At 69.5% G+C, this 18,726-nt stretch carries 22 protein-coding genes and 1 tRNA gene; 9 read left to right on the top strand and 14 right to left on the bottom strand.

The features are described 5' to 3' along the window. Positions 1 to 10: 10 nt before the first annotated feature. The gene (locus ACWF7A_RS38500) at positions 11 to 973 is read left to right on the top strand and encodes a TIGR03617 family F420-dependent LLM class oxidoreductase (RefSeq protein WP_452255425.1); all 963 of its coding nucleotides are present in this window, start codon (positions 11 to 13) and stop codon (positions 971 to 973) included. Here ACWF7A_RS38500 and ACWF7A_RS38495 read toward each other — a convergent pair. Then, complete coding sequence (locus ACWF7A_RS38495) at positions 955 to 1,128, bottom strand: hypothetical protein (protein ID WP_452255424.1); 174 nt, start codon at positions 1,126 to 1,128, stop codon at positions 955 to 957. The genes ACWF7A_RS38500 and ACWF7A_RS38495 overlap by 19 nt on opposite strands. 143 nt (positions 1,129 to 1,271) lie before the next feature. Here ACWF7A_RS38495 and ACWF7A_RS38490 point away from each other — a divergent pair, with 143 nt between their 5' ends. Next, on the top strand, positions 1,272 to 1,877 hold the full coding sequence (locus ACWF7A_RS38490) for an ArsR/SmtB family transcription factor (RefSeq protein ID WP_452255423.1): 606 nt from the start codon (positions 1,272 to 1,274) through the stop codon (positions 1,875 to 1,877). Continuing rightward, positions 1,874 to 2,614 carry an SRPBCC family protein gene (locus ACWF7A_RS38485; protein ID WP_452255422.1) on the top strand — a complete coding sequence of 247 codons (741 nt, stop codon included), beginning with the start codon at positions 1,874 to 1,876 and terminating at the stop codon, positions 2,612 to 2,614. The genes ACWF7A_RS38490 and ACWF7A_RS38485 overlap by 4 nt, the downstream gene beginning before the upstream one ends. Here the strand turns inward: ACWF7A_RS38485 and ACWF7A_RS38480 are convergent. Together ACWF7A_RS38480 and ACWF7A_RS38475 are read right to left on the bottom strand one after the other, a co-directional pair. Beyond that, the gene (locus ACWF7A_RS38480; protein ID WP_452255421.1) at positions 2,587 to 3,417 is read right to left on the bottom strand and encodes an endo alpha-1,4 polygalactosaminidase; all 831 of its coding nucleotides are present in this window, start codon (positions 3,415 to 3,417) and stop codon (positions 2,587 to 2,589) included. The genes ACWF7A_RS38485 and ACWF7A_RS38480 overlap by 28 nt on opposite strands. Next, entirely contained in the window at positions 3,399 to 3,548 is a 150-nt protein-coding gene (locus tag ACWF7A_RS38475) for a hypothetical protein (protein ID WP_452255420.1), read from the bottom strand. The genes ACWF7A_RS38480 and ACWF7A_RS38475 overlap by 19 nt, the downstream gene beginning before the upstream one ends. Positions 3,549 to 3,671: 123 nt before the next feature. Between ACWF7A_RS38475 and ACWF7A_RS38470 the strand changes: the two genes are divergently transcribed. Continuing rightward, positions 3,672 to 4,331: an HNH endonuclease family protein gene (locus ACWF7A_RS38470; RefSeq protein ID WP_452255419.1), complete on the top strand. Its 660-nt coding sequence runs from the start codon at positions 3,672 to 3,674 to the stop codon at positions 4,329 to 4,331. Here the strand turns inward: ACWF7A_RS38470 and ACWF7A_RS38465 are convergent. After that, positions 4,315 to 4,659 (bottom strand): hypothetical protein, encoded by a 345-nt coding sequence (locus tag ACWF7A_RS38465; protein ID WP_452255418.1) that lies wholly within the window; start codon positions 4,657 to 4,659, stop codon positions 4,315 to 4,317. The two genes, ACWF7A_RS38470 and ACWF7A_RS38465, sit on opposite strands and share 17 nt — an antisense overlap. Positions 4,660 to 4,780: 121 nt before the next feature. Between ACWF7A_RS38465 and ACWF7A_RS38460 the strand changes: the two genes are divergently transcribed. Beyond that, positions 4,781 to 5,323 carry an RICIN domain-containing protein gene (locus ACWF7A_RS38460; protein ID WP_452255417.1) on the top strand — a complete coding sequence of 181 codons (543 nt, stop codon included), beginning with the start codon at positions 4,781 to 4,783 and terminating at the stop codon, positions 5,321 to 5,323. A gap of 60 nt (positions 5,324 to 5,383) precedes the next feature. Here ACWF7A_RS38460 and ACWF7A_RS38455 read toward each other — a convergent pair. After that, a tRNA-Thr gene (locus ACWF7A_RS38455) sits at positions 5,384 to 5,457 on the bottom strand. Positions 5,458 to 5,565: 108 nt separating this feature from the next. On the opposite strand from ACWF7A_RS38455, the gene ACWF7A_RS38450 reads away from it, so the two are divergent. The 4 genes from ACWF7A_RS38450 to ACWF7A_RS38435 all read left to right on the top strand — a co-directional run bounded on the left by ACWF7A_RS38450 (position 5,566) and on the right by ACWF7A_RS38435 (position 9,293). Next, a complete protein-coding gene (locus tag ACWF7A_RS38450; RefSeq protein ID WP_452255416.1) occupies positions 5,566 to 6,912 on the top strand; it encodes a hypothetical protein in 1,347 nt (448 codons plus the stop codon). A 97-nt stretch (positions 6,913 to 7,009) separates the two neighbouring features. Further along, positions 7,010 to 7,837 (top strand): 5-dehydro-4-deoxy-D-glucuronate isomerase, encoded by an 828-nt coding sequence (kduI, locus tag ACWF7A_RS38445; protein ID WP_452255415.1) that lies wholly within the window; start codon positions 7,010 to 7,012, stop codon positions 7,835 to 7,837. Beyond that, complete coding sequence (locus ACWF7A_RS38440; protein WP_452255414.1) at positions 7,834 to 8,559, top strand: SDR family oxidoreductase; 726 nt, start codon at positions 7,834 to 7,836, stop codon at positions 8,557 to 8,559. The genes kduI and ACWF7A_RS38440 overlap by 4 nt, the downstream gene beginning before the upstream one ends. Continuing rightward, complete coding sequence (locus ACWF7A_RS38435; RefSeq protein ID WP_452255413.1) at positions 8,556 to 9,293, top strand: IclR family transcriptional regulator; 738 nt, start codon at positions 8,556 to 8,558, stop codon at positions 9,291 to 9,293. The genes ACWF7A_RS38440 and ACWF7A_RS38435 overlap by 4 nt, the downstream gene beginning before the upstream one ends. Here ACWF7A_RS38435 and ACWF7A_RS38430 read toward each other — a convergent pair. The 9 genes from ACWF7A_RS38430 to ACWF7A_RS38390 all read right to left on the bottom strand — a co-directional run bounded on the left by ACWF7A_RS38430 (position 9,270) and on the right by ACWF7A_RS38390 (position 18,716). After that, positions 9,270 to 9,611, bottom strand: a complete 342-nt coding sequence (locus ACWF7A_RS38430; RefSeq protein ID WP_452255412.1) for a hypothetical protein — start codon at positions 9,609 to 9,611, stop codon at positions 9,270 to 9,272. The two genes, ACWF7A_RS38435 and ACWF7A_RS38430, sit on opposite strands and share 24 nt — an antisense overlap. 3 nt (positions 9,612 to 9,614) lie before the next feature. Further along, entirely contained in the window at positions 9,615 to 10,811 is a 1,197-nt protein-coding gene (locus ACWF7A_RS38425) for a DNA polymerase III subunit delta' (protein WP_452255411.1), read from the bottom strand. A 23-nt stretch (positions 10,812 to 10,834) separates the two neighbouring features. Then, positions 10,835 to 12,871, bottom strand: a complete 2,037-nt coding sequence (locus tag ACWF7A_RS38420; RefSeq protein WP_452255410.1) for a bifunctional MFS transporter/dTMP kinase — start codon at positions 12,869 to 12,871, stop codon at positions 10,835 to 10,837. Positions 12,872 to 12,943: 72 nt separating this feature from the next. Beyond that, positions 12,944 to 13,363: a hypothetical protein gene (locus ACWF7A_RS38415; RefSeq protein ID WP_452255409.1), complete on the bottom strand. Its 420-nt coding sequence runs from the start codon at positions 13,361 to 13,363 to the stop codon at positions 12,944 to 12,946. A 16-nt stretch (positions 13,364 to 13,379) separates the two neighbouring features. Further along, positions 13,380 to 16,145: a type I DNA topoisomerase gene (gene topA / locus ACWF7A_RS38410; protein ID WP_452255408.1), complete on the bottom strand. Its 2,766-nt coding sequence runs from the start codon at positions 16,143 to 16,145 to the stop codon at positions 13,380 to 13,382. 140 nt (positions 16,146 to 16,285) lie between these two features. Beyond that, positions 16,286 to 16,858 (bottom strand): hypothetical protein, encoded by a 573-nt coding sequence (locus tag ACWF7A_RS38405; RefSeq protein ID WP_452255407.1) that lies wholly within the window; start codon positions 16,856 to 16,858, stop codon positions 16,286 to 16,288. A gap of 65 nt (positions 16,859 to 16,923) precedes the next feature. Next, entirely contained in the window at positions 16,924 to 17,484 is a 561-nt protein-coding gene (locus tag ACWF7A_RS38400; RefSeq protein WP_452255406.1) for a hypothetical protein, read from the bottom strand. Between the two features lie 78 nt (positions 17,485 to 17,562). Next, positions 17,563 to 18,114, bottom strand: a complete 552-nt coding sequence (locus ACWF7A_RS38395; RefSeq protein WP_452255405.1) for a hypothetical protein — start codon at positions 18,112 to 18,114, stop codon at positions 17,563 to 17,565. A 29-nt stretch (positions 18,115 to 18,143) separates the two neighbouring features. Beyond that, entirely contained in the window at positions 18,144 to 18,716 is a 573-nt protein-coding gene (locus tag ACWF7A_RS38390; protein WP_452255404.1) for a hypothetical protein, read from the bottom strand. Positions 18,717 to 18,726: the final 10 nt, after the last annotated feature.

Below are 18,726 nucleotides of genomic sequence, written 5' to 3'. Positions count from 1 at the left end.
CCTCAGCGGCATGAAGCTGGACAGCAGTGCCGTCGACTACACCCCCGGTGACGCCGGGGCCATCGCGAAGCGCGCGGAGGACCAGGGCTACGACGGGTTCTGGCTCGCCGAGACCAAGCACGACCCGTTCCTCGCGCTGGCCGGTGCCGCCGCGGCGACCGAGCGGATCGAGCTCGGCACGGCGATCGCGGTGGCGTTCGCGCGCAACCCCATGACCGTCGCGACCACGGCGAACGACCTCCGGCTGCTGTCCGGCGGCCGCTTCAACCTCGGGCTCGGCTCGCAGGTCGAGGCCCACATCACCAAGCGCTTCTCGATGCCGTGGAGCAAGCCCGCCGCGCGCATGCGGGAGTTCGTGCTGGCGATCCGCGCGATCTGGCACGCCTGGGAGACCGGCGAGCGGCTGGCGTTCCGCGGCGAGTTCTACAAGCACACGCTGATGACGCCGTTCTTCGACCCGGGCCCGAACCCGCACGGCACCGCGCCGATCTACCTCGCGGGCGTCGGCGGGCTGATGACCGAGGTGGCGGGCGAGGTCGCGGACGGCTTCCTGTGCCACAACTTCACGACCGAGCGGTACCTGCGCGAGGTGACGCTGCCGGCGCTGGCACGCGGCCGGGAGAAGGCCGGGAAGACGCTGGAGGGCTTCGAGATCAGCGGCCCGGTGTTCGCCGCGACGAACGACCAGGAGGTCGCGGACGTCAAGCGGCAGATCGCGTTCTACGGGTCGACGCCCGCCTACCGGCCGGTGCTGGACCTGCACGGGTGGGGCGCGCTGCACGAGGAGCTGCACCGCATGTCACGGCGGCAGCAGTGGGCGGAGATGAGCGAGTTGATCACGGACGAGGTGCTGGCCGAGTTCTGCGTTCTCGGTACCCCGGAGACCGTCACGGCCGCGCTTCTGGACCGCTACGGCGACGTCGTCACCAGGATCTCCCCGTCGACGAGCGCGGTTCAGCGCCCGGAGAAGTGACTCAGGCCCTGTCGTGCCAGCTCCGCGTGGAAGCCGCGGAGCTCGGCGCGCACTCTCGCGACGCCCCTCTTGCGGATCCACCGGCGTCTGCCGACGTTGGCCGCGGTCAGAGCGAACGGTAGAGCCAGCAGGGTCAGCACCAGCATCGTGATCATCTGTCTCCTCAAGGGTTGCGAACAAGCAACGACCAATCGAGACATCGCTTACGGTACCGGCTCGAACGCCACCCAGGTGGAGCAAAGCCACCGACAGCAACTCAGTTCTTGACTAATTTTGTTTTCGGTGCGACCTTGGACCCATGTTCGAAGTGGCGGTGATCGAAGACCCGTCCGCGGCCGAGGTGTCGCTGGACCCGGTGCGGGCACGACTGCTCGCGGAGCTGGCAGAGCCCGGATCGGCGACGATGCTCGCCGCGAAGGTCGGCCTGCCGAGGCAGAAGGTGAACTACCACCTGCGCACGCTGGAACAGCACGGTCTGGTGGAGCTCGTCGAGGAACGGCGCAAGGGCAACGTGAACGAGCGCCTGCTGCAGGCGACCGCCGCGTCCTACGTCATCTCCCCGACAGCCCTCGCGGCCGTGCAGCCCGACCCGGCCCGGTCACCTGACCGGTTGTCCGCGCGGTGGCTGCTCGCGGTCTCGGCCAGGCTGGTGCGCGACGTCGGCACGTTGCTCACGGGCGCGACCAAGGCGAAGAAGCGGCTCGCGACCTTCGCGCTGGACGGCGAGGTCCGCTTCGCCACGGCGGCGGACCGGGCGGCGTTCGCCGAGGAGCTCGCCGGGTTCATGACGCAGCTGGTCGCCAAGTACCACGACGAACAGGCAGAAGGAGGGCGACCGCATCGCGTCGTCGTCGCCCTGCATCCGAGCGTGAACGCCAACGCGTCCAGGGAGGACGAGTCGTGACCTACGAGTTCGAGATCAGCAAGGAAGTCGAGGTCGACGGAACCCCGGAGCAGGTCTGGGACGCCATCGCGACCGGGCCGGGCATCGACTCGTGGTTCATGGGCCCGCACACCGTCGACGGCCGCGTGGGCGGCCGCATGACGCTCGACCTGGGCTTCTTCCAGGAGTCCTCGACAATCACCGCCTGGGAGCCGGGCAAGCACCTCGCCTACCAGAGCGACAAGGGCGAGGACGGCACGTTCCACGCGATGGAGTACCTGGTCGAGGGCCGTGACCAGGGCACGACCGTGCTGCGGTTCGTGCACACCGGCATCCTCGCCGACGGCTGGGGCGACGAGTTCGTCGACCAGCAGTCGAAGGGCTGGGACATGTACCTGTTCACGATGGCCGAGTACGTGAAGCACTTCGCGGGCAGGCCCGGCACGTACGTGTTCGCCCAGTGGCCGGAGCAGCCCGAAGGCGCGAACAACTGGCCGGTGCTGCTCAGGGCGCTCGGCGTGCCCGAAGGCGCGAAGGTCGGCGACGAGGTCGCGCTGGAACCGTTCGGCGTCAACGGCGTCGTCGACTACCTGGTCGAGCACGACCTGCACAACTTCCTCGGTGTGCGCGGCCCGGAGGGCATCTACCGGTTCCACGGCACCAACGCCGTCGGCCACCACCTCTTCGGTGACGCGACCGGGCAGAGCGAGAAGTGGCAGGAGTTCCTGAGTCAGACCGTCGGCGGGCAGACCTCGTAGACGTAGTCGTCGTGCCCGTACGGCACGACGTTCCGGTCGCGGCGGATCACGGACACCCGTCCGCCGCGATCGGCGCAGGACTTCCGGAAGCCCTCTTCGGTGTACTCGATCTGGAAGAAGTCGTTGCCGAACGCGTCCTGATAGGACCGGCACCCGTCGCGCGCCTGGCAGTCCTCGGCGATCGCGAAGTCGAAGCCGATCTCCTTCTTGCCGGCCGTGCCGAGTTCGGCGGCGTTCTTCTGCGCGACGGCGAGCCCCTGCTCGTGCGCGTACCGGACGAACGCCTTCATGAACTCCTTGGTGGCGTTGAGGTCGAACGCCCCCTCGGACCGCGTGTAGGAGTCGAGGTTGTCGGGCTCGACGCCCTTGTAGAACGCCGTCTTGCAGTCCTTGATCCACTTCTTCTGGATCTCCAGGATGCGGGTGCGCTTGTCGTCCGTGGAGATGTCCAGGATTCCCTCGGCCCACTCCGGGTCGATCGCGACCTCGCCGTTGGGCTTCTTGACGAGCAGGTCCTCGTGGTTCGCGCGCCACCAGTCGAGCCCGCCGTCCATCTTGCCCGGCTGCGTCTGCAACGCGTTGAGGTAGCAGATGTTGTAGCGCCGCCCGTCAATGATCTTGCTGCGGTCGCGCACGACGATCTTGACCGGCACGTCTGGCTGGTAGGCGCCGCCGAGCTGGTAGTCGAGCTGCCCGCCGGCGGGCGGTAACTCGCGCGGCGGCATCTCGGGCTCGCTCGAGCACCCCGCGAGCAGGAGCACGGCGACAGCCGCGATGGACTTCATCATGGTGCGCAGATCCACGTGTCGACGACCTCTTCGAGTAGGGCGGGTGTCACCCCCAGGTGACCGTCGAGCAGCGGCACAGCTTGCCGCACCCCGTGTCGTACCGGCGTGAGGCCGTCCGCGAACCCGTTGCGGGGCCGCGTGATCATCGTGCCGAAGCACCTGCGGAGCCCGTTGAGGCGTTCAAGATAGTCCTGTCGGCGTGACGGCGGGAGAGGCGAATTACGCCGTTGGGCCGCCATCACGGCCTGTGCAGCGGGTATCTCCCACTCATGCGCTGGTTGCTGCTGATCGTCCTGCTGACCGGCTGTTCCGCGATACCCCTCACCACCACCCCCGCGGCACAGGTGGACCGGGTACCGACGGGCACCCTCGACGCCGCGGCCGCACGTACCTCTCTCGCGGCGCTACCCGTTGCCACACCAGGCCGTCTGAGCGGCTACGAGCGCGACTGCTCAGACGGCAAGGCCTGCGTCTTCGGCCAGCCCTGGTACGACACCGACGGCGACGGCTGCGACCAGCGGAGCCAGGTCCTGGCCAGGGACCTGACGGCCGTGGAACGCAAACCGGGCCGCTGCGGCGTCCAGTCGGGAACCCTGGACGACCCCTACACCGCCACGCAGGTGACCAGCGTGTCGAAGATCCAGATCGACCACGTGGTCCCGCTCGCCGAGATGTGGCGCAGCGGCGCGGCTTCGTGGGCACCCGAACAGCGCCTCGCCGCGGCCAACGACCTGCGCAACCTCGTGGCGGTGTCGGGGAAGGTCAACCAGTCGAAGAGCGACAAGACGCCCGACGAGTGGATGCCGCCCAACGCCGGGTACGCGTGTTCGTACGGGCGGATCTACGTGACGGTGAAGACGGCCTACAAGCTGTCGGTGGCGCCGGCGGAACGTTCGGCGTTGGAGAAGGCACTCACGACGTGCGGTTGAGCTCCGCCTCCGCAGCGGCCCGGCGCTCTCCCCACTTCCGGTCGATCTCCGGGGGACGCTTGTGCCCGCACTCGACGTGGTTGCCCTCTTCATCGGTGACGTCGATGTCGTACGAACAGTTCTCGACGTAGATGGTCACGTTCTCGATCCCGTCGGCACGCTCTTCGTCATTCGCGTGGTACTCGACGTCGAATGCGAGCTTCTCGCCGTTGTTGTCCGTGCGGATGCACAACCTCTCGCCGCGCTCCAGCCAGCGGTCCTCACCCCACGGTTCGAGCCAGACGACGAGCCATCTGGAAGAGCCGTTCCTCATGTGCATCACAGCCATGGCACCAGCGTAAGCACGCACAGGACCGCGCACCGAAGGTAACGACGAGCGTCACTGTCGCGACTACGTGACGCGTGCGGCCGGGACGCGAACCGGCTCGGTGACAAGAAGGTGAGCAGGAGTGGGCGAGGGCGAGAGCAGCATCAAGGCGAAGGTCAGCATCGGAATCGTCAGCGTCGAGGGCACCAGAACGTTCCGCAGCTTCTCAAGACGCAAACTCGGACCATTCGTCATCATCAACCGCAGCAACGGACTCGCGTTGGACACCGGCCTGCACGAGCACAACGGGGCAGAGCCGATCATGTGGCATCCCCACGGGTACCCGCACCAGCAATGGCACTTCCTGCGCACACAGCACTGGGGCGAGTACGTCATCGTCTCCGCGGCCAACAAGCTCGCTCTCGACGCGCGCACGTACGACGATTTGTCCCGCACGCCATGCATGTGGGGACGCCACGCCGAACGTCACCAGCGATGGCGGTTCGGGCGGAGCGATGACGGACTGGGTTACGTGATCCAGTCGGTGGCGACCGGGCACGCGCTCGACTTTCCGGACGGGACGACGGTGCACGACATCCCGCACCTCTACACCCGCCACGGCGATCCTCGCCAGCAGTTCCTCATCGCCAGTCTGACGAGCGGCGGGTTCGCGGAAACCGGATGACTCGACCGCGACAAAGCAGAAGGGCCAGGTCACGAGTGACCTGGCCCTTCCGTCTCACCGAGCCGCCTATCGGAATCGAACCGATGACCTGCTCATTACGAGTGAGCCGCTCTGGCCGACTGAGCTAAGGCGGCGAGACGCGATAACTATAACCGACCCGCAACCGCGTTACTCACGGGGGTCGGCATCGTTGTACGGACCGTGACCGACGTCACCACCTCCTAACCGCCGGGGAGAGGTTCATGCGCCGCTCGTTGTCCGTGCCGCTGGCCGGGTTGCTGCTCGCGCTCGTCGCGACGCCCGCGCTCGCGCAGCCCCCGACCACTCCGGTGCCGGGGCCGCGTGACCCGAACCAGCCGCCGGCGTCGGCGCCGAACGGGCCCCAGCCGCTCGCGCACGCCGTGGGTGACGCCGGGACCGGGTTGAGCGTCGTGCGGCTCGGGCCGCAGGGGGTGCCCACGAGCACGATCCTGCCGGGGCTCGGTGAGCAGTTGCCGAAGCAGTCGGTGACGGAGTTCGGGCTCGGGCTCGCCAGCGCTCAGGTCAACACCGAGGCGTTCCTCAGCACCGAGCGGGTCGTGACGCAGGCCAACCCGTTCGGGTTCGCGGTGGCGGGGCGGTCTCCGCAGTCGCCGGGAACGCTGGTGCAGACGGCGATTCCGGACAACCCGCAGCCCGCGAACGGTGGGCTGCCGATCCCGGAGACGCCGCTCGCGAAGCTCAAGCTGCTCAACGGCAGCGTGCACGCACGGTGGGACGAGAAGGTCGGGCCGTGTGTGAGTCCGCTGGCCTCGGCGAAGACGTCGCTGGCGGGGCTCGAGGTGCTCAGCGCGTTGCCGGCCGAGGTGCCGTTGCCGGTGAAGACCAGCCTGATCAGCGTCCCGGACGCGTTCGAGGCGAGCTCGGTCGTGAAGCTCGTCGACCTGCCGGGCAGCAAGAACAAGGCGGTCGAGTCGACGTCGACGATGCGCGCGGTCAGCGTCGAGCTGGCGGGTGGCATCAAGATCGACGTCGCGACGCCTCCGACGCTCACGGCTACCGCGACCGGTGACGAGAAGACCTCGAAGATCACGTACACCGCGCCGGTGCTGAAGGTCAGCCAGAACGGCAAGGACCTCGGCACGCTCGACGCCGCGCACCCGACGCTCGACATCCCGCTGCTGCTGGACCTGGTCGTGGTCAAGCTGCAGATCGCGGGACTCAACGAGAAGAAGGCGGCCTTCACGGGCAACGGGTTCAGCGGGTTCCAGCTCGGCGCCACGGCCCGGATGCTCGACGTGCAGGTGCTGCCGACGGACAAGCTGAAGCTGCCGAGCCTGCCCTCGGCGCTCGCGCAGATCTCGCTGGGCGAGCAGATCGTGCGGGCCGCGGCACCGCAGGGTGGCGTGATCTGCGGGACGTCGCAGCCGCCCACGACCGTGCCCGCGCAGCCCGGCGCGCCGGCGGCGCCACCCAAGGGCGCACCGCCGCTGGCCTACACGAACGCCGCGTACAACTCGATCCCGCTGTTCTGGACCGGCACGGCTCTGCTGCTCGCGGGCGTGGTGATCTTCGCGGCGCTGCCGGCCAGGCGCAGGGCGCGCGGCTAGCGAACCTTCCGGTCAGGGCTTGTTCCGTCTCGCGGAACGTAGTTCCATGGGCGGCGGACACGGTGTCCTCCGCCGCCAGACCGGAAGGCATCCACCGATGCAGATCAGGCACTCGACCCATCCGGCCCAGCTGCCGGGCTTCGACACGGACGGGTTGCGGCAGCACTACCTCGTGGACGACCTCTTCGCACCGGGTGAGGTCCGGACCGTCTACACGCACGAGGACCGCATCGTGCTGGGTGGTGCGACGCCGTCACCGGGCAAGTCGCTGAAACTCGAGAGCGCTCCCCCGTTGCGGTCGACGTTCTTCTGCGAACGGCGCGAGCTCGCCGTGCTCGCGGTCCGCGGGACCGGGACGATCACCGTGGACGGAACCGAACACGAACTCGGTACTCGCGACTGCCTCTACATCGGCCGGGGAGCGGTCGACGTCGAGTTCCACGCGTCCGGCGAGGACACCCGCTTCTACCTCTTCTCCACGCCCGCGCACGCCTCGTTCCCCACGGCCGTGGCCCGCTACGACGAGGTCGACGTGATGAACGCGGGCGACCAGAGCACCTCGAACCGCCGTGAGATCCGCAAGTTCGTGCACGCCGACGGCATCCGCTCGTCGCAGCTGGTGCTCGGCGTGACGTCACTGGCGCCCGGCAGCGTCTGGAACACCATGCCGCCGCACACCCACGACCGCCGCACCGAGTGCTACCTCTACTTCGACCTGCCCGAGGAGCACCGCGTGATCCACCTGTGCGGCGAACCGCAGAACACGCGGAACATCGTGGTGCGCAACGAGGAAGCCGTCATCTCCCCGTCATGGTCTGTCCACAGTGGAGCGGGAACGCACTCGTACACGTTCGTCTGGGCCATGGGCGGCGAGAACCAGGCCTACGACGACATGGACCAGGTCGCCGTGACGGAGCTGCGATGAGCTTCTCCCTGGAAGGCAAGACGGCTCTGGTGACGGGCGCCCGCACTGGCATCGGCAGGGCCATCGCCCGCGGTCTGCACGACGTGGGCGCCTCGCTGGTCCTCGTGGGCCGCGGTGACCTGTCGGACGTGGCACCCGCCGTCGCCACGGTCTCGGTGGACCTCTCGGACCCGGCGTCCGTCGAGCCCGCGCTGGCACCGGTCCTGGCCGAGCACCGCGTCGACGTCCTGGTCAACAACGCCGGCACCATCCACCGGGGCGCCGCCGTCGACGTCTCGCTGTCCGACTGGCAGCGGATCATGGCGGTCAACCTCGACTCGGCGTTCGAGATCTCGAAGCTCTGCGGCCGTCAGATGATCGCCAACGGCGGCGGCAAGGTCGTGAACATCGCGTCCCTGCTGTCGTTCCAGGGCGGCATCCTCGTCTCGGCCTACACCGCCTCGAAGCACGCCCTGGTCGGTATGACCAAGCTGCTCGCGAACGAGTGGGCGGAGTCGAACGTGCAGGTCAACGCCATCGCTCCGGGCTACATCGAAACGAACAACACCGCTCCCCTGCGCGCCGACGCGGACCGCGAGCCCGCGATCCGCGGGCGGATCCCGGCGGGCCGCTGGGGCACGCCGGAGGACCTGGTGGGCCCAGCGGTGTTCCTCTCGTCCGCCGCGTCCGATTATGTGACCGGACACGTTCTGGTCGTGGACGGAGGCTGGCTGGCGAGATGACCGATACCGCCGTCGAAAAAACGCTCGCCGTGCTGGAGGCGCTCGCCGACCACACGCGCATCACGGACATCGCGCGGGTGACCGGCCTGCCGAAGTCGACGGTCCACCGCCTGCTGCAGACGATGGTGGACCGCGGCTTCGCGACCCCGGGATCGGACGGGTACCTGACGGGCCCGCGCGTCCTCGCCCTCGCGGGCAAGGTCCTGCGGCCCCTGGACACGGTGGAGCGGGCGCGGCCGTCCCTGCGCGCACTGCAGGAGTCGACGGACTGCACAGTGCACCTGGCCGTGCTCTTCGGCGACGAGCTGGTCTACGTCGACAAGTTCGAGGCCGACCGGCCGTACCGGATGGCGTCGCGCATGGGCATGTCCCTGCCGGCCCACGGCACCGCCATCGGCAAGGCCGTGCTGGCCTCGCTCAGCGCGTCCGAGCTGGAGGCCTACGTCACCCGCACCGGCCTGCCGGGCCGGACCCCGCGCACCATCACCTCGCCCGCCCGGCTGATGTCGCAGCTGACGAGGGTACGGCGCTCGCGGTTCGCCCTCGACGACGAGGAGAACGAGGTGGGCGTGCGCTGCGTGGGGTCCGCGATCCGGGACCACTCCGGCGCGGTGATCGGCGGGCTGTCGGCGTCCTCACTGGCCCTGGAGCACTCGCTGTCCGAGCTGATCGCGCTCGGGCCGCGGGTGCTGCGAGCGGCGGACGAGGTGTCAGCCGCGCTCGGGTGGCCCTGAACGCGCGGCGACCGCGTCGAACAGGTCCCAGCCGTCGAGGTCGGCCACTCGCCACCCCGCCTCGTCGAGCAACGCGCGGATCACCCCGGGACGGTTGAGGTTCAGGCTCCGGCCACCGCGCCGCACCTCGCCCGCGTGCATGAAGCCGTCCGCGACGAGGCGGCCGTCGCCGGCGCGGAACACGATCACGAGGTGGCCAGGTCCCCCCTCCCGGCGCACCCTCACGACCTCACGGCAGCCGTCGTCGCAGGAGTGGCGCACCGTCCAGACGAACCGGTCCGCGCCGATGACCAGCGAACGCGCGCCACGCCTCGCCAAGGCTCAGCCCCGGTGCAGCGTCGTCACCATCGCCTCGATGGCGATCCGCGGCTTCACGTTGACCTCGATCGCCTCCCGGCAGGCCAGCACGGCCTCGATCCGCCGCAGGATCGACTCGGCGGACCACTGCGCCGCGGCCGTGCGGGAGTCCTGGGCCCGGTCCGGGTGCATCAGCGCGGCCTCCGACCCGGTCTTGGTCACCAGCGCGTCCCGGTAGAAACCGGCGAGGTCGACCAGCGCCATGTCCAGCGAGTCGCGCTGCGTGCGGGTGGCGCGGGACTTCTGCCGCTTCTCCAGGTCCTTCAACGCGCCCTTGGCCCCCCGCGTGGCGGCGGCGGTGCCCTTGCCGGTGCCACCGGCGCCCATCGCGGTCTCCAGGGCCTCGCGCTCGGCCTCGTTGCGCGACTCGTTGGCGGTGGAGGCGTCGTCCTCGGCGGCCTTGATCAGCTCGTCCGCGCAGGTGAAGACATCGGCGGGCTTGCGCAGCGCCAGCGGGACCCTCAGCACGGCCTCGCGCCGGGAACGCGACTGCTCGTCCGCGGCCAGCCGGCGAGCGCGGCCGACGTGCCCGCCGCACACCGAGGCCGCCCACTGCGCCATCTCGGGTGACACCCCGTCGACGGCCTCCAGCGCCGAGGCGATGGCGGCGGGCCGGGGCGAGCCCAGCGACACCAGGCGGCAGCGGGAGCGGATGGTCACCGACACGTCGTCCGGGTGGTCGGAGGGTGCGCAGAGCAGGAAGACCGTGCGCTCCGGCGGTTCCTCGACGGCCTTGAGCAGCGCGTTGGCCGCGCCCTCGGTGAGGCGGTCCGCGTCCTCGATGATCACGACCTGCCAGCGGCCCGAGGTGGGGCGGCGGGCGGAGATCTGGACCAGCGACCGCATCTCGGCTACGGAGATCGACAGGCCCTCGGGCGCCACCACGCGCACGTCGGCGTGCGTGCCGTGCAACGTCGTGCGGCAGCCGCTGCACTCACCGCAGCCGGGGCGGTCGTCCGTCACGACGCACTGCAGCGCGCCGGCGAAGGCGCGGGCGGTCGACGAACGGCCGGAGCCGGGCGGGCCGGTGAAGAGCCAGGCGTGGGTCATCACGCCGGGCGCGGGGGTGCCGCCCGCGACGATCGTGGCCGCGGCCTCCGCGGACGCCGACAGGGTCGCCACCGCGTCGGGCTGGCCGACCACCTCGTCCCACACGCTCATGGGTCCAGTCTTCCAGCGGGGTGTCAGACCGCGGCTTCGGGGACCCGGCGGGGGCGGGCGGCGAGCAGGGGGATCACGGCGGAACGGACCCGGTCAGCCACCACGTCGACGTCGCCCTCCGCCTCGACCACGACGTACCGGTCGGGGTCCGCGGCGGCCATCTCGCTGAGCAGCCTCTGCACGCGCCAGTGGTGTTCGGGGCCGATGCTCTTGCCGTCCGGTGTCGGGCGGTCCAGCAGGATCGTCAGGTCCGGGCGCAACCGGCCGGTGGCCCAGTCGACCAGGCCTTCGAGCTCCTGGTGTTCCAGCGAACTGGTGGCGCTGAAGTGCGCGAGCGGCGAGTCGACGTAGCGCTCCATCACCACGATGTTGCCGCTGTCCAGAGCGGGGCGCACCTGCCGTTCGACGACATCGGCACGGACGGCGGCGGCTACGAGAGCTTGCGCGCGCACGCCTGCCAGCTCGACGGACGACAACATCGTGCGCAGGCGGCGTTCGTCGTGTTCCGGGTCGGCGGCCAGCAGCACCTCGAGGCCCTCGGCTCGCAACGCGGCGGCCAGGCGGCGGGCCTGCACCGACGTGTCCTCACGGGTGTCGCCCTCGACCGCGATCAGCATGCCCTTGGTGTGCCTGCGGCCGCGGATCGCCGCGAACAGCGACGACAGCACCGGCTCCTCGCGGCGGTCGTCCATCTGCCGGTACGCGACGAGGCCCAGCACGATCGCGATCACGGCGCCACCGACCATCACCGGACGGCTCGCGTCGACCTCCATCGGGTGGCCGAACACACTGATCTGCCGCTTCTGCAGCAACGTGAGCAGCAGCGGCGCGCCGGCCGAGGCACCGAACAGCACGACCTTCAGCAACGTCTGGATCAGCGCGACCGTGCGGCCGCGCATGTCGTCCTCGACCTGCGAACCCACGATCGTGAGGCCCGTCAGGAACGCCACGCCCGCGCACGCGCCGACCAGCGCCACCGTCAGCAGCGCGATCCACAGGTGCGGAGCGAACGCGACGAGCGCGAGCGAGATGCCGGCGAGCACGATCGTGACGCCGAACAGGCGGTTGTAGGCGAGGCGCTGGGCCAGCCGCGGTGCCGTCGCCATGCCGACCGCGAGCCCGATGAACACGGCGACGAACAGCAGGCCGAACGTCGAGGCGCCGCCCAGCAGCGACAACGCGTAGAGCTTGGCCGTGCCGATCACGACACCGGCCGCGGCGAACGCGCCGATCATGCCGATGAGCAGGCCGCGGACCAGCGGCGTCTTGCCGGCGAACCTCAGTCCGTCGCGGAACATCGCGATGAACCCGAGCTTGTCCTCGTCGTCCTTCTTGCGGGTCGAGGAGACGCGGCCGGAGAGCTCCGGCAGGCGGGTCGCGACCAGGATCGCCGAGGTGAAGTACAGCAGGCCGTTGATCACCACCGCGATCGTCGCGATGCTGAACTCCAGGTTCCCGCCCTGCAGGTTCAGGTACGCGGGGATGCCCGAGATCAGCGAGTAGAGGCCGAAGCCGCTGATGGTGGAGATGCCGTAGGTCATCACCAGGCCGAGCTGGTTCGCCGACTCCACCTGGTCCGGGCGGCGCAGCAGGTTCGGGACCGCCGACTCCTTGGCCGGGATCCACAGCATCGCGCAGCAGCCGACCAGGAAGTTCGCGACGAAGAGCCAGATCGGCGAGCCGACCAGCGCGATCGAGATGAACAGCGAGCCGCGCAGGACGTCGCAGATCACCATGACCTTGCGGCGGTCGAACTTGTCCGCGAGCACGCCGCCGATGGGCGCGAAGAGGATGCCGGGCAGCAGCTGGGTGAGCACGACGAGCGGCAGCGCGAACGACTGCCACTCGTAGCTCTTCATCATCGTGGAGACCAGACCGGTCAACGCGAGAAGTGACAGCCAGTCACCAACGCTGCACAGGTAGGTGACGAGCCAGAGCCGCCGGAACGGGCGGATGGCGAGTACCGATCGAAGCCGGTGAACCGTGGACACGCTGGACTGGGCCTGCCCTGCCTGGCCTGCCTCGGTCGCCGGTGTGTCCGCGTCCTGAATTTCAGTCACCCCTAAGTCGCCACTCCCGTGCGGTCAGCGTAACCGGATGTGGTGAGTCAGGTTGGCGGACTCAGAGCACAGCTAGCTGAAGATCGCTCCGAGGATGCCGACGAGGACCAGCACGAAGAACCCGATGACGAGCAGGCAGCCGATGAACGCGGCCACGCCACTCGTCTGCTGGGCGGGTTGCTGGGGTTGCTGTTGTTGTTGCGGCGCAGACATTTGGTACGTCGGAGCGAACTGCTGCGGAGCGTACTGGTGGGGTGCGCGCGGCGCCCGTCCACGCGGCCGCCGCTGTTCCTGCTGCATCTGGGCGTAGATCGCCTGGCGCATCTCCTCGGTGGGCGCGGGCGGTGTCGGCACCGCCACACGTGAGCTGGAAGACGTCCACTGAGGAGCGACGAAGCTGTCGGCGGTCACCAGACCCGACAGGGGGTCCGGGTACAGCCTGGGAGGCGGCGGGGCCTGGGTCCCGTCGGGTCCGAACTCGTTGATCGGCACCGCCACCTCCTCGGCGTCAGCTCTTGGACTTGGCCGGAGCCTTCTTGGCCGCGGGCTTCTTCGCCGCCGCCGGCTTCTTGGCCGGAGCCTTCTTCTTGACCGGCCCCTTGGCGCGCTTCTCGGCCAGCAGCTCGGCCGCGCGCTCGTCGGTGATCGACTCGACGCTGTCGGTCTTGCGCAGCGACGCGTTCGCCTCACCGTCGGTGACGTACGGGCCGAAGCGGCCCTCCTTGATCACCATCGGCTTGCCGGACACCGGGTCGTTGCCCATCTCGCGCAACGGCGGTGCGGCGGCGGCACGGCCGCGCTTCTTCGGCTCGGAGTAGATCTTGAGCGCCTCTTCGAGCGTGACCGTGAAGATCTGGCTCTCGTCGACCAGCGACCGCGAGTCCGTGCCCTTCTTCAGGTACGGGCCGTAGCGGCCGTTCTGCGCGGTGATCTCGGCGCCGGTCTCCGGGTCCTTGCCGACCACGCGCGGCAGCGAGAGCAGCTTCAGCGCGTCCTCCAGCGTGACCGAGGCCAGGTCCATCGACTTGAACAGCGAGCCGGTGCGCGGCTTCGGGGCCTTCGCCTTCGACGTCGACCCGTTCTCGGCGGGCTCGGGCAGGATCTCGGTCACGTACGGGCCGAAGCGGCCCTCCTTGGCCACGATCTCGTTGCCCGAGACCGGGTCGGTGCCGAGCGACCGGCCCTCCTGCGGCGTCGAGAAGAGCTTCTCGGCGATCTCGGCGGACAGCTCGTCCGGCGCCAGGTCGTCCTGCACGTTCGCGCGCTGCGCGGCGCCGTCGACCTCGCGCTCGAGGTACGGGCCGAAGCGGCCGACGCGCACGACGACCGTGCGGCCCTCGGCATCGCTGAACAGCGGGATCGAGTTGATCTCACGCGGGTCGATGTCCTCGACACCCGTGCCGACCAGCTTCTTCAGGCCTCCGGAGCGGCCGATCGAGCCGTCCGGGCCGATGCTGCCGCCGAAGTAGAACCCGGACAGCCAGTTCGTGCGGCCCTGACGACCTGCGGCGATGCCGTCCAGCTCGTCTTCCAGCGCCGCGGTGAAGTCGTAGTCGACCAGCCGGCCGAAGTGCTGCTCCAGCAGCCCGACGACGGCGAACGCGACCCACGACGGCACAAGGGCCGCGCCCTTCTTCCACACGTAGCCGCGGTCCTGGATGGTGCTGATGATCGACGAGTAGGTGGAGGGACGGCCGATGCCGAGCTCCTCCATCGTCTTGATCAGCGACGGCTCGGTGTAGCGCGAGGGCGGCGAGGTGGTGTGGCCGTCCGCGGACAGCTCCGCGATCGTCAGGTCCTGGTCCTTGACCAGCAGCGGCAGGCGCGACTCCGCGTCGTCCGACTCGCCACCGGCCTCGGCGTCGACGGTCTCGACGTAGGCCTTGAGGAAGCCGGCGAACGTGATCGTGCGGCCGGACGCGGCGAACGTGACCTCCTGGCCCGTGCCCGCACGGCCCTGGATGCGGATGCTGGTCGTGTTGCCCCGTGCGTCGGCCATCTGGGACGCGATGGTGCGCTGCCAGATCATCTCGTAGAGCTTGAACTCGTCCGAGTCGAGCTCGGCGGCCACCTGGCCGGGCGTGCGGAAGACCTCTCCGGCCGGCCTGATCGCCTCGTGGGCCTCCTGCGCGTTCTTGACCTTGCGCGTGTACTGGCGGGGCTTGTCCGCGACGTACTGCGCGCCGTAGAGGTCCGTGGCCTGCGTGCGGGCCGCGTTGATCGCCGTCTCCGACAGCGTCGTGCTGTCGGTGCGCATGTAGGTGATGTAGCCGTTCTCGTACAGCTTCTGCGCCGTGCGCATCGTGCGGTCGGCGGAGAACCGCAGCTTGCGGCCCGCCTCCTGCTGCAGCGTCGAGGTCATGAACGGCGCGTACGGCTTGCGCGTGTACGGCTTCTCCTCGACCGAGGAGACCTTGACCGGCGCGTTCTGCAGGCCGGCCGCGATGGCGCGGGCCTGCTGCTCGTCGAGCACGGTGACGTCGGCCTTGCCGGTCAGCTTGCCGTCCGAGCCGAAGTCACGGCCCGTGGCGAGCCTCGTGCCGTCGACGGCCACGAGACGCGCGCCGAACTGACGCGGCGTGGCCTGCTCACCGGCGTCCATCTGCGCGGAGATGTCCCAGTAGCTCGCGGAGACGAACTTCATCCGCTCGCGTTCGCGCTCCACGACCAGGCGGGTCGCCACGGACTGCACGCGGCCGGCCGAGAGCTTCGGCATGACCTTCTTCCACAGGACCGGGCTGACCTCGTAGCCGTAGAGGCGGTCGAGGATGCGGCGGGTCTCCTGCGCGTCGACCAGGTCCTGGTCGAGGTCGCGGGGGTTGGCCGCGGCGGCCTGGATCGCGGACTCGGTGATCTCGTGGAACACCATCCGGCGGACCGGGACCTTGGGCTTGAGCGTCTCGAGGAGGTGCCACGCGATGGCCTCACCCTCGCGGTCACCGTCTGTCGCGAGGTAGAGCTCGTCGACGTCCTTCAGGGCTTCCTTGAGCTCCGTGACCAGCGACTTCTTGTCCGCGGAGATCACGTAGAGGGGCTCGAAGTCGTGGTCGACGTCCACGCCGAGCCTGGCCCAGGCCTGGCCCTTGAACTTCGCGGGAACGTCGGCGGCACCGCGCGGCAGGTCCCGGATGTGTCCCCTGGAGGACTCGACGACGAAGTTGGCGCCGAGGTATGAGGCGATCTTGCGCGCCTTCGTGGGCGACTCGACGATCACCAGTCGTCGGGTGCTGCCCCCGCCTCCGCTGCTCTTCTTCGCCCGTGTCGATCCAGCCACTCGCCGTCCCGCTCTCTTCCAAACCCGGTTCCCAGGCCCGCCAGTGTTGCCCAGCGTCGGCCGAAAAGCACACCATCCGTCGTGTGTCTGCGACGCCTGTACGACGAGACAGAGTGACACAACCTTGCCGGACCGCCCGCTCAGGCCGCCGGCCAGGTGCTCATCGCCACTCCCTGCGGAGGGCTTCCGACCAGCTCAGCGAGCCGCGCCAGCCGTCGCCGGCCGGTCACCCGCAACGCCGGTGCCCCTACCAGGGTGCACGGAAGTCCGGATGCGAGCAGGGCATTTTGCAACGGCAGGTGTGTCTGCGGTGCGTTGGGGTCCAAACCGAGCAGGTAGGCGGACTCCATCCAGCTGCCCGCGGCGAGCGCCCAGACGCGCAGCACTGCTCCGTTCAGCTCGAAGTCCGCGGGCACCTTCTTGACGGATCCGTCCAGCCAGCGGGCGGCCAGAGGGGTGAGATCCGTGCGGAACGGCGTGCGGACGAAGTGCGTGCCCGCCTCGTTGACGCACAGCTCGGTGGTGACGCCGCGCTCGGCGCAGGCCTGCTTGAGGGGACGCAGCCGCCAGTCGTCGCGCAGCTCGGTGTACACGCGGGCGGCCGTGCCGCGCGCGAAGCTGACGGCCTGACCCGGCCCGCAGAGGAAGCCGGCGAGGTCCGCCTTGGCCGGGCTGCGCGCCTCGGCCGAGAAGAAGGACAGCTGCCCAACCACGGCCAACAGGGTAGAACACACGTTCGACTGTGACCAGTGGTGCGTGTGTGACCACGCCGGTCGAACTACTGGGGCTGGCCGAGCTCCTGGCCCTTGGACCTGATCTCCAGGCAGGGCTTCGACCGGCCCAGCGCGTCGGAGTACTTCGGCCGCTTCTGCAGCTCCTGGAACGTGGCGCGGAGGTCTTCCGGGCTGGTCACGACGTTCGTGTCGGTCAACGCCTTCTCGGCGCCTTCCAGGAACCGGGCATCAGGTTCCAGCTTCTGGACGGGGGCCTGCGCGTTCCCGTACGACCTCGCGGACTCGTCGACGAACTTCAGCAGCCGCTCGTGGACGGCCTTCAGGTCGTCCTCGGGTGCGCCGAGCTCCTTCAGCTTCTTCCCGGCCGCGGTGAACGCGGTGGTGTTGGCCTCGACGAGCCTCAGGTACGCCGCCTTGACCTCGGGGACGTTCGCCGGGTCCAGTGCGCGCAGCTCCAGGCCCGCTTCCAGGCCCGGCAGGACACCGCCGCAGAAGGCGTCGACCCACTGGCTCTGCGCGTCGGTGATCGGCTTGTCGGCGTCCGTTCCGCAGGCGGTGAGCACAGCGGCGGCGGTCAGCACGGCGGCGAGCAGGGGTGGCCTCACGAGGACCAGTCTCCAACAGCGGACCGGGCCGCCCGAACAGTACCCGTTCGAGCGACCCGGTCGGCCTATAGCAGCTGGTCAGGAGCTGGGCGGTGACGCCTGCAGGCCCTTGCAGTTCGACGCCTTCTGCGCCGCTCCCGCGAGGCCCGTCTCGTCGAACTTCTTCTGCACGTCGGCGCCCGCCTTCTCCAGTTCGCTCGCCTTTCCGACCATCTCGGTGAAGGCGGTGACGACCTGGGTCGAGTCGGTCGACGAGTCCAGCTTCGACCTGGTGTCCGCGAGCAGGGTCCTGATCTGGCCCATGCCGTCCTGCGCGGCGGTGGCGAGCTCCTTCGACTTCGGGTGGGGACCGTCCTCGAGCCCCTTGAGGTCCGCGATCGACTTGTCGACCGCGGAGACCTTCGAACCGAGCCAGTCCGACAGGCCCGTCTTGAGCTTCGACGGGTCCGTCATGTCGATCGGCGGCTCGTCCGACATGGCCTTCACGGTGCCGTCGACGGCGCCGCAGACCTTGTCCATCCACGCCACCACGTCCGCCTCGCTGGCGGCGGGTGCGGGTGAACCTCCGCTGCTGCACGCGGTGACCGCGAGCAGGCAGCTCGTCATGACTGCGATGAGAGTGCGGCGCATGGGCCGGAAGTTACTCCGGACGGCCTCGGTCAGCTCGTCGGCGTGACGTTGAGGCGCTGCATCTCCTGGCACTTCTGCGCGGACTGCGTGGCCTTCTGCAGCTCCGGGACGTCCTTGAGGTCGCGCAACGGGTCCGCGAGCTCGGAGAGCTTGGCGATGGCCTCTCCGGCGGCCTGGAGGCCCCCGGTGGCGTTGTTCGCGTCCGCCTGCTCGACCTTGACCTTGGCGTCGGCGAAGACGGTGCTGAGCGAGGTGAACGTCTCGCCCATCTTGGTGACGGCCTGCTCACCACCCGCGACGGGCGACGGGCCGACGTTCTTCAGGCCCTCGGCCGACTTCGCGAAGGCGTCGGCGAGCTGGCCCATGTACGCGGCCATCTCGGCCTTGAGCTTGCCGGGGTCGCCGGGGTCGACCTTGGGAGCGGTCTTCTCGATCTTGGCGAACTCGGAGGCGGCGCCGCACACCTTGTCCATGTAGGCGACGGCGGCGGCGTCGGCCGCGCCGCTGGTGGGCGTCGGTGAAGTGCCGGAGTTGCCGCCGTTGGTGCACCCGGCCAGCGCGAGGGCGGCTACAGCGGCGGTGGCGACGAGGCTGCGCCTCATGTCGGAACTC

The sequence above is a fragment of the Lentzea sp. NPDC055074 genome, assembly GCF_053608005.1.
This window is presented reverse-complemented; position numbering and strand designations above follow the sequence as displayed.

Coding starts and splice junctions, on each gene's coding strand:
- ACWF7A_RS38500 (WP_452255425.1), top strand. CDS start 11: ATGAAGCTGGACAGCAGTGCCGTCGACTACACCCCCGGTGACGCCGGG.
- ACWF7A_RS38495 (WP_452255424.1), bottom strand. CDS start 1,128: ATGATCACGATGCTGGTGCTGACCCTGCTGGCTCTACCGTTCGCTCTG.
- ACWF7A_RS38490 (WP_452255423.1), top strand. CDS start 1,272: ATGTTCGAAGTGGCGGTGATCGAAGACCCGTCCGCGGCCGAGGTGTCG.
- ACWF7A_RS38475 (WP_452255420.1), bottom strand. CDS start 3,548: ATGATCACGCGGCCCCGCAACGGGTTCGCGGACGGCCTCACGCCGGTA.
- ACWF7A_RS38470 (WP_452255419.1), top strand. CDS start 3,672: ATGCGCTGGTTGCTGCTGATCGTCCTGCTGACCGGCTGTTCCGCGATA.
- ACWF7A_RS38465 (WP_452255418.1), bottom strand. CDS start 4,659: ATGGCTGTGATGCACATGAGGAACGGCTCTTCCAGATGGCTCGTCGTC.
- ACWF7A_RS38450 (WP_452255416.1), top strand. CDS start 5,566: ATGCGCCGCTCGTTGTCCGTGCCGCTGGCCGGGTTGCTGCTCGCGCTC.
- kduI (WP_452255415.1), top strand. CDS start 7,010: ATGCAGATCAGGCACTCGACCCATCCGGCCCAGCTGCCGGGCTTCGAC.
- ACWF7A_RS38440 (WP_452255414.1), top strand. CDS start 7,834: ATGAGCTTCTCCCTGGAAGGCAAGACGGCTCTGGTGACGGGCGCCCGC.
- ACWF7A_RS38435 (WP_452255413.1), top strand. CDS start 8,556: ATGACCGATACCGCCGTCGAAAAAACGCTCGCCGTGCTGGAGGCGCTC.
- ACWF7A_RS38425 (WP_452255411.1), bottom strand. CDS start 10,811: ATGAGCGTGTGGGACGAGGTGGTCGGCCAGCCCGACGCGGTGGCGACC.
- ACWF7A_RS38395 (WP_452255405.1), bottom strand. CDS start 18,114: ATGCGCCGCACTCTCATCGCAGTCATGACGAGCTGCCTGCTCGCGGTC.
- ACWF7A_RS38390 (WP_452255404.1), bottom strand. CDS start 18,716: ATGAGGCGCAGCCTCGTCGCCACCGCCGCTGTAGCCGCCCTCGCGCTG.